Origin of the sequence: Desulfovibrio sp. (assembly GCF_035644575.1) — a bacterium.
GTDB lineage: Bacteria > Desulfobacterota > Desulfovibrionia > Desulfovibrionales > Desulfovibrionaceae > Desulfovibrio.
In genome coordinates, this window is sequence record NZ_DASQOG010000210.1 from 83,445 (window position 1) to 91,805 (window position 8,361).

The window sequence follows — 8,361 nt, forward strand, 5'->3', positions numbered from 1 at the left end:
ACAATACCTACTTAATCAATAAGGATTGCCATGCGCCTCAAATGCGGGTATAGTAGCTAACTTATCGAAGCCTTTGTATCCCCTTTGCAAGGAACATCCATGTCTGACTCCCAGTGTCCGCCTCTGTCACCCGAGGAAACATCGACCAGTCTTTCCCCGGCCCATGCAGCCGAACTCGAGACCCTGCTGGAACGCATCCGCGCCGATTTTGATGTGGAATTCGAGCCGCTGCATGTGGACGAAAATCCCCTTCAGGTACTCTCCATACAGAACATGAGCGCCCATCTGGACAAGCTGCTGCAACGCAAGGCCATCCATGATCCGCTCAAGGATCTGCCCCTGTGGGCAAAGCTGTGGCCCGGTTCGTTTGTGCTGGGCCGCCTGCTGCGCAAGTATGAACCGCAGGGCAAAAGCCTGCTGGAGCTTGGCGCCGGCTGCGGCGCGCTGAGTCTTGTGGCCGCCCGCTACGGTTTTGCGCGTGTGGTGCTGAGCGATGTGGTGGAGCAGGCCCTGCGTTTTGCCAGGGCCAACGTGCTGCGCAACGGCCTGGGCGACCAGATCGAGGTCACCCATGTGGATGTGACCGCGCCGGGCCGCGACCCGCGCTTTGCCAGCGGTTTTGACATTATCGCCGCCTCGGAAATCCTCTATCTGGACGACTTGCACAGGCCGCTGGTCAAGTTTGTGGATCGTCACCTCGCACCCGGCGGCAAGGCATTTTTCTGCACCGATGTGGCCCGCGCCAAACCCCATTTTGGCAAAATTGCGGCCAAGACTTTCAAGATTACCGAAGGCCGCATCGGCGTTAAATCCCACGATGAAAACGGCGAAGAACAGCGCCGTCTGTACAGCATTCTGATTCTGGAGCGGCCATGAACGAGCAGTTGCCCATCATAACCCTGGCCCCCTGCCCCAAGGGCTACACGCGCGATCTGGACAAAACCATGAGCCCCGCGCAGACCATTGCCCGTGTGCGCGAGCGGCTGGATTCCTCCCGCCTCGACATTTTATCAAAAACGCGCCGCGTGGACGTGGGCAGGCTTGGCATACCCGTGTTCCTGAGCGTGTGCGGGGCTGATGCCCGGCGTATCATGCCCACCCGCAAGCAGATGGGCAAAGGTTCCTCAGCCGAACAGGCCGAAGCTTCGGCCCTTATGGAACTGATGGAGCGTTTTGCCTTTTTCAGCTTTTGGGAAGAACGCCCCCACATGGTCAGCGCCACCTGGAGCGAGGCCGAGGCCCGTTTTGGCAGTGATCTGCTGCCCATTGAGGCCATGCTGCGCTCGGTGGACGACACCCTTTCGCCGCAGGATGCCCGCCGTGTGCTTGACCTCACGCGCTGGCAGTTCTACCCCGCCACCCGCCTGCTGGACGGCAAAACCGTGTGGCTTCCGCTGGACTGGTTCAAGCTGCTTGGCGAATTCAACGGCACCTCGGCTGGCAACAGCCGCGAAGAATCGCTGCTGCAAGGCCTCAGCGAACTGATCGAGCGCCACGTGTGCTGCCGCGTTGACCGCAACCTGCCCACCACGCCCACCATCGACCCGGCGTCCTGCACCTTTGACCCGGTGCTGGCCGAACTGCTGGCGGCATTTGAGCGCGAGGGCGTGCGCATTGTGCTGAAAGATTTTTCTCAGGACATGCCCCTGCCCACGGTTGCCGCCGTGGCCTGGGATCCCAAAACCTTTCCCGACAGTTCTGAAATCGTCTACACCGCCGGCACAGCGGCTTCTCCTGCCAAGGCGGCCATCCGCGCGGTTACGGAAGTTGCCCAGCTTGCAGGCGATTTTTGCACCCGCGCCTGCTACGAAGCTTCGGGCCTTTCCAAGTACACGGCCCTTGAGCAGATCAACTGGCTTATTGAAGGGCCAACCGTCTCCCTTGCCAGCCTGCCCACCGTGGAAAATGCCGATATCCGTGAAGAACTGCTCACAGCCCTGCGCGGCCTTGCCCCGCTGGAGCTTTACGCTGTTGAAACCACGCATTCGCGCCTTGGCATCCCCACCCATTACAGCATTGTGCCGGGCCTGCACTTTCGCGAGCGCGACCGCAACCAGAGCCTTGGCCTCTTTGTGGGCCGCAAGCTCGTGGAAGAAGCCGATGCGGAGACAGTGCTGCACGGGTTGAAGGTGTTGGAATCCTGCTATCCCGGTGCGCATTTTCTGCCATTCTTTGAAGGCATGCTGGCCCTGCGCGCGGAAGACTTCAACACTGCCCGCAGCGCCTTTGCCGCCGCCGTGCCCCTGCAACCGGATGCGGATTCCCAGGCCCTGGCCTCCTTTTACCTTGGCTATGCAGACACCCTTGAATGCCGATGGCAGGAGGCCCTGCCCGCGCTGGCAGCAGCTGCCAGGCTCTGCCCGGACATGAAGGAATACGGCAACCTGCTTGGCGTGGCCCATTTCAAGACTGGCGACTATGCCAAGGCGGCTGAGGCCTTTAAGGCTGTGCTGCGGGTGGACAAAGGCTCTGCAATGGACCTCGCCAACCTCGGCCTGTGCGAAAAATTCATGGGCAATGCCGAGCAGGCCCGCGAATATCTGAGCGCCGCGCTGGAGCTTGACGCAAGCCTGGATTTTGCCCGCAACCATCTGGCGGAACTGGAAGGACAGGCGAACTGATCATGTTCCATAACTGACTCCAGAACTGGCTCCATCGCCAACCGGGAATTGGCTCGCCTGTCCGGCCTGATGCCGCAAATACAGTTTTGCCGCGCTGAATGCGTCAGCGCCGGGGTTTTGATGCTTCCGTGCAGGAGTACGGGCGCGCAAAATCCCGGCGCTTGCTTTTCAAAAGCTGCACCTCATTTGCTGGGCGCTGTCATCAACCTACTAATATTCTTGATAAAATACACATTTTGCCTCAGCAGGGCTCTGAGGGTATAAGAATACGCGCTTCACGCAGAAGAATTGCGGCTGCCTGCCTGTTGCTTAAAAGCCAGCGTACGGCAACTGTTCGGTGAAACGGGAGAAATATAGTGAGCTTTGCAGTCAAGGAAATTTTTTATACGTTGCAGGGGGAAGGGTTCCACGCGGGCCGCCCCGCGGTTTTCTGCCGTTTTTCCGGCTGCAACCTGTGGTCAGGGCGGGAAGAAGATCGCAAATTTGCCAAATGCCCATTTTGCGATACAGACTTTCTCGGGGCCGAGAAATCGGGCGGAGAATTCGAAAACGCCGCTACGCTGGCCCAGGCGATCTGCTCTTTTTTCCCCAGCTATACGCATCCGGGCTACCGGCCTTACGTGGTCTTCACAGGTGGGGAGCCTGCCCTGCAACTGACAGAAGAATTGTTGCAGGAGTTGGGCCGCTGCGGTGTGGAAGCAGGAATAGAAACCAACGGGACACTCGCCCTGCCCAAAGGCCTGGACTGGATTACGGTCAGCCCCAAGGCGGGAACGAAACTGGTTGTTACATCCGGGAGCGAGCTAAAGCTCGTCTGGCCTCAAGAGGGCATCTCCGTACAGGATTTTGAGCAACTGGATTTCAAACATTTTTTTCTGCAACCGCGCGACTATGCAGGTCAGTCACAGGCAACAGAAGATGCTGTCAGAATCTGTCAGGATCGCCCGCTGTGGAAGCTCAGCCTTCAGACACACAAGCTTATCGGCATTGCTTAGGAGAACATATGGATATTTACGTTACTATGACGTTTGACGCGGCGCACCGGCTGCCCGCTGTTCCGGCAGGCCACAAGTGCGGCAATCTGCATGGGCATACATTTGTTGTTGAAGTTTATGTGCAGGGCGAAGTGTCTGAAACCAATGGCTGGGTTGTTGATTTTGGCGACATCAAAGCGACAGCGAAGTCGTATGTTGACCAGCTGGATCACACGTATCTGAACGATATTGAAGGGCTTGAAAACCCCACCAGCGAAAATATCGCCATCTGGCTCTGGGGCAAGCTGGATTCCCAGATCAGGGGGCTTTCAAAAATCGTGGTCAAGGAGAGCCCCACGTCTGGCGCCGTGTACACCGGAAAGTAAGAAAAACAGATTTTTTATGGGGTTGTGGGTGAGCCTGTCAGGCTGATTTACGCAAACCCGACTTTTACGCCCTGAACGCGTCCGCGCCGGGATTTTGATGCTCTAGTACGCAGGGCTCAAAATCCCGGCGCTTCCTTTTCAGCCCGCAAAAAACGTATTTTGCAAATTCGCCCAACACCAGCCATCGCCTCCGCGTTCGTTCCGGCGAATATAAGGAAGACAACTCCACGACCACCTTGTGACGACGGGCGGATTTTTCTGACTCGCAAACGTTTCTTCTGGTCGCAGTTGAATGGAGCATTCTATTACATATCTTTTTGTTACCAGAATTTATCCACGCGTGGTGATGCCAAAATTTTCAGAGGAACTAAGAAGGATACAAAGCCACTCCTTGAACTGGCCGCGATATCTTTGGTAATTGGCTGAAACGGACTCTAATCCAAAGCGGAGGCGCTCTCTGGCATTAACGCGGCGCGGAGGGAGGGAAGCTCCCGCAGCTATAGCCGCGTTGCCCTCGTCGTTTTGGAGGATTTGAAAACCTCAAGGGGGGTGCTCCGGGGGGGGGATGCAAGGGGGCAAAAGGGGCGCAGCCCCAACGGAGTGTTGGCAACCGTCAACACGACCGGAAATCAGGAGTAGGTCGCGGCTTTGCCGCGCCGTAAGCGACAGATTTTCGTGCCTTACCGCCCGGCGGCGTAGACGCCGATGGCGGCCCAAAGCCCGTAAAACGGGATTTGGCATCAGGATGAAGGGGGCGAAGCCCCATAACCGGCCCCCTTTGCCCCACGCCGGGAAGGCGAAACTGCGCGCTGCGCAGGCAACCCAAACGCCCCTAATTCCAGAAAACCCTCGTCATAACCTCGCACTTTCCCAACATGCCGGGTTCAAACTGCTTCCCCTCGCCATCGCTGATGGTTATGCGCACAGGCACGTAAACTTCCGGGCGGGCCGCAGTTTCCCTGGCATCCTTATTGTCCGCAAGTGCATTGGGCGGCAAAGGCTGCGGATCAAGCCTGTCATACACGCGCCCTTCAAGCTTGGTATCATTTTTCAAAGTAATGGCGCATTTCTGGCCCGGCTTGAGGGCATTGGCTGCATCCTGCGTAAAGAAGGCCAAGAGCCAAAAGGATTTTTGGGCTTCCTTGCCCTCGGGGAGAAGCAAGACCACGGGTTCACCGCGCTGCACAGACTGCCCCGGCATGGCGATGCCGCGCAGAATGCGCCCGTCTTGCGGGGCGTAGAGATTACCGTCCACAGCATTTTGCGGCACGGCATTCATGGCTGCACCCAGGGCCCCTGCCACATACTTGGGCGTATAGCGGTTGCTTGAGGCTAACTGTTTATAACGCAGCGCTTCCGCGCGCACTCGGGCAAGCTCCTGATCTATGGCCGCGCGCACAAGGCTGACCTGTTCAAATTCTACGATGGCCCGCTCCTTGGCAAGGCGGGTCTGAGCTTCGGCCTGTTTGGCGGCTGCATAACGCGCGCTGCCCACAGCGCGTTCACCGCCCTGGCTGTCAAGGGTGCGCAGGGCCAGCTGGGCGCGCACATGCTCTGCCACACGTTCTTCGCGCGCTTTCTGTTTGAGGTCTTCATCATGCCGTGCCAGTGCGATGCGGCGCACCATCTCCTGTTCCGAATCCTGCGCCTGCTTGAGGCGGGCTGCGGTTTCTTCAATGCTCGGCGGGCCAGCCATGGCCCGCAGACCGGCTGCCTCGCGCCCGGCCTCGCCCACACGGCCAGCGTAAGCTCTGGCGTCCAGCCGGGCCAAGACCTGCCCTTTTTTAACGCGGTCGCCCTCACGAACAGCCACGGATTCAACCTTGGCGGGAAATTCGGACGAAACAGCGTACACCATGCCGTCGAGCATGGCCCAGGTGCTTGTTACGCGGCCAGATTCAATCCACCACCATCCGGCGGCAACCAGACAGCCTATCACCCACAGGGGCAACAGGCGCAAAAACATACGGCCGTGCTTTTTCAGCCTTGGTTCAGGCATTTGCAAGTATATTGGTTCAGGCATGTCGTGTCCTGTGGGGTTGGAGCATTTTCATGACATTATCATAAAAACATGCAGATACCGTACCACACTGCCTGCAATGCTCTTTACAAGCCGCTCGCAGACGCTTACAAATGCTGCATTCACGGAGAAGCGGCTTTTTGCCGTCAAATCTCCGCCAGGGGAGTCGACACATATCATGGTCTTATCGCGAATCTGCGCCCTGCTTTGCCTGGGCTGTCTGCTTGCTGGCTGCGGTACCACCCGCCCTGTAGTTGTGGTGGAAAAAGACGAATTCATGAAAATGGCGCATAACATGCCCAAGGAACTCCAGGCCCGTGACCTGCTGGACAAGGACGGCTCCTATACGGCCCCCATGTCGTTCAAGGGCTTGAAAGACTACGGCGACATACTTTTCACCCGCCTTTCGCCCTCATTTATGCTGCAAAACGATACGGCGCACGATGTGTATCTTGGCGAAACATTTTCCGCCACCATCCTGCCCGACAGCCGCGTGCAGCGCTTCCCCAACGGTTTCAGCATCAATCATGCCACGCAGAAGCTTAAAGTCAATATGGTGGGCATTGCGGACTGGAACGGGGACGGACAGGACGAATGGATAGTTTCCTGCTTTGTGGAACCCAAGAGAGGCGGGCGCACCCGTATTTATTACGTGCTGGTTCCGCCGCCGCTCAATGATCAGGAAAAACTCAAGGGCACCGTTGCTGCGGTATACGAATGCTTTGGTCTTTCCTGCACGCTGTATGTGCGCGACAGCAAGGTTATTCAGCGCGATGCCGCTGACCCGCTTTTGCCGCCCACGGAAGTGCATGACGTAGTGCCCGGCTTGCAGCCTGTCACTACCCCGCCCAACAAGGCCAAGCAAAAGAGCGGCGAAGGTCTGGAAGAGCGCAGCCTGTAGGCCGCACACTCCCCAACTGCCGCAGGATAAGAGCCAAAGGCTGTCGGTTCACAGAACTGGCAGCCTTTTTTGCGTCCGGGCACCAGTAAGTATCTGGCCCTCAATTGAATTGCGCGGCAACATGCACGCGCTGCGGTCAACTACCTGCCCCGAAGACATCCCCACGATTTTGCCGCATCTTACGCCCCCCTGCCCGGCCAGTGCGAGAGAGCAACGCGCTGCAAAAGCTGTTGGGCATCCCGCCGCAACCGCACAAACCGCCTGCCTGTGCGGCACTCTTATGACCCGGCCTCACCCTGTGCCAAGTGCTGCCATGCAAAAAAGAACCCCGCCAAGGCAGGGGTTCGGTTCGCAAGAACCTGCTTCCCTGCCCCGGCGGGGCAAAATCATTTCAAGCTAAGCTAAAGCTTACTTGAAAGCCTTTTCAAAGTTGGGCACGACCTGCTTTTTGCGGCTCATCACGCCGGGCAGCCACACGGATTCGCCTTCGGCCTTCACGCCAAAAGCTTTTTCCACCACGGAAGGATCGTCAGAAACGATCAGCATTTCAGAGCCTTCCTTCATGATGTCGGTGAGCAGCAGGAACACGCTGTGACGGCCTTCGCCCTTCACGCGGGCGATTTCGGCCTGGAGGCCAGCCTTGACGGGTTCCAGAATGGAAAGGTCGACCACTTCGAGCTGGCCGATGCCAACTTTCTTGCCGCCCATGTCGAAGTCCTTGTAGTCACGGAAGACCAGGTCCTTCATGGAGGTGCCTTCAACGGCGCTCTTGACCTTGAACATTTCCATGCCCAAAGACATCACGTCGCTCACGCCCGCGATCTTGGCCAGTTCTTCAACGGCCTTCTTGTCGGCGGGGGTGCAGGTGGGGGACTTGAAGATAACGGTATCGGAGAGGATGGCGCACAGCATGCCGCCAGCGATGCCCTTGGAAATTTCCACGCCGTAGAAGTCAAACATGTTCTTCAGCACGGTGCAGGTGCAGCCCACGGGCCAGATCCAGGCTTCCAGGGGCGCGGAGGTGGTCACATCACCAAGCTTGTGGTGATCAGCGATACCGAGCACACAGGCGGAATCCATTCCCTTGGGGGCCTGAGCCAGATCGGAATAGTCCACCAAGTACAGATTCTTGCCAGCCACGTCGGCAACAACCTGGGGAGCGGTGAGACCGAACTTCTTGAGCACGAATTCGGTTTCAGGAGTGGGCGCGCCCTGGGCGGCAGGGGTAACGTCCAGACCGCGCTTGCTGTACAGGTCGGCGGCGGCAATGGCAGAAATGATGCTGTCGGTATCAGGATTCATGTGACCAATAACTAATGCGGACATGACAGTCTCTCCTTCCGGTATTGTTCGGGTATGCGGTTCAGTGCGACCGCTTTGTTCTCTTTAGCACAAAGTCCTGTCCATGCCAAGGTCTTCGCACAAAAAAACCCGAAACAGATTAGTGGACACTCTACCC

The 8,361-nt window shown here is 57.8% G+C and carries 7 protein-coding genes; 5 read left to right on the forward strand and 2 right to left on the reverse strand.

Annotation, left to right across the window (positions count from 1 at the left end; all coding sequences use genetic code 11):
* Window positions 1–99 precede the first annotated feature (99 nt).
* The 4 genes from VEZ52_RS11795 (at window position 100) to queD (ending at window position 3,981) form a co-directional block, all read left to right on the forward strand.
* On the forward strand, window positions 100–876 hold the full coding sequence (locus tag VEZ52_RS11795; RefSeq protein ID WP_324836988.1) for a class I SAM-dependent methyltransferase: 777 nt from the start codon (window positions 100–102) through the stop codon (window positions 874–876).
* Entirely contained in the window at window positions 873–2,621 is a 1,749-nt protein-coding gene (locus VEZ52_RS11800; RefSeq protein ID WP_324836989.1) for a YcaO-like family protein, read from the forward strand. The genes VEZ52_RS11795 and VEZ52_RS11800 overlap by 4 nt, the downstream gene beginning before the upstream one ends.
* Window positions 2,622–2,977: 356 nt before the next feature.
* Window positions 2,978–3,616 (forward strand): 7-carboxy-7-deazaguanine synthase, encoded by a 639-nt coding sequence (gene queE / locus VEZ52_RS11805; protein WP_324836990.1) that lies wholly within the window; start codon window positions 2,978–2,980, stop codon window positions 3,614–3,616.
* An 8-nt stretch (window positions 3,617–3,624) separates the two neighbouring features.
* The gene (queD, locus tag VEZ52_RS11810) at window positions 3,625–3,981 is read left to right on the forward strand and encodes a 6-carboxytetrahydropterin synthase QueD (protein WP_324836991.1); all 357 of its coding nucleotides are present in this window, start codon (window positions 3,625–3,627) and stop codon (window positions 3,979–3,981) included.
* Window positions 3,982–4,813: 832 nt separating this feature from the next.
* Here queD and VEZ52_RS11815 read toward each other — a convergent pair.
* Window positions 4,814–6,004, reverse strand: coding sequence for an HlyD family secretion protein (locus VEZ52_RS11815; protein WP_324836992.1), 1,191 nt, complete (start codon window positions 6,002–6,004; stop codon window positions 4,814–4,816).
* A 175-nt stretch (window positions 6,005–6,179) separates the two neighbouring features.
* On the opposite strand from VEZ52_RS11815, the gene VEZ52_RS11820 reads away from it, so the two are divergent.
* Window positions 6,180–6,902 (forward strand): hypothetical protein, encoded by a 723-nt coding sequence (locus VEZ52_RS11820; RefSeq protein WP_192111493.1) that lies wholly within the window; start codon window positions 6,180–6,182, stop codon window positions 6,900–6,902.
* A 408-nt stretch (window positions 6,903–7,310) separates the two neighbouring features.
* Here the strand turns inward: VEZ52_RS11820 and VEZ52_RS11825 are convergent, their stop codons facing one another.
* Window positions 7,311–8,228, reverse strand: a complete 918-nt coding sequence (locus VEZ52_RS11825; protein WP_324836993.1) for a manganese-dependent inorganic pyrophosphatase — start codon at window positions 8,226–8,228, stop codon at window positions 7,311–7,313.
* Between the last annotated feature and the right edge of the window lie 133 nt (window positions 8,229–8,361).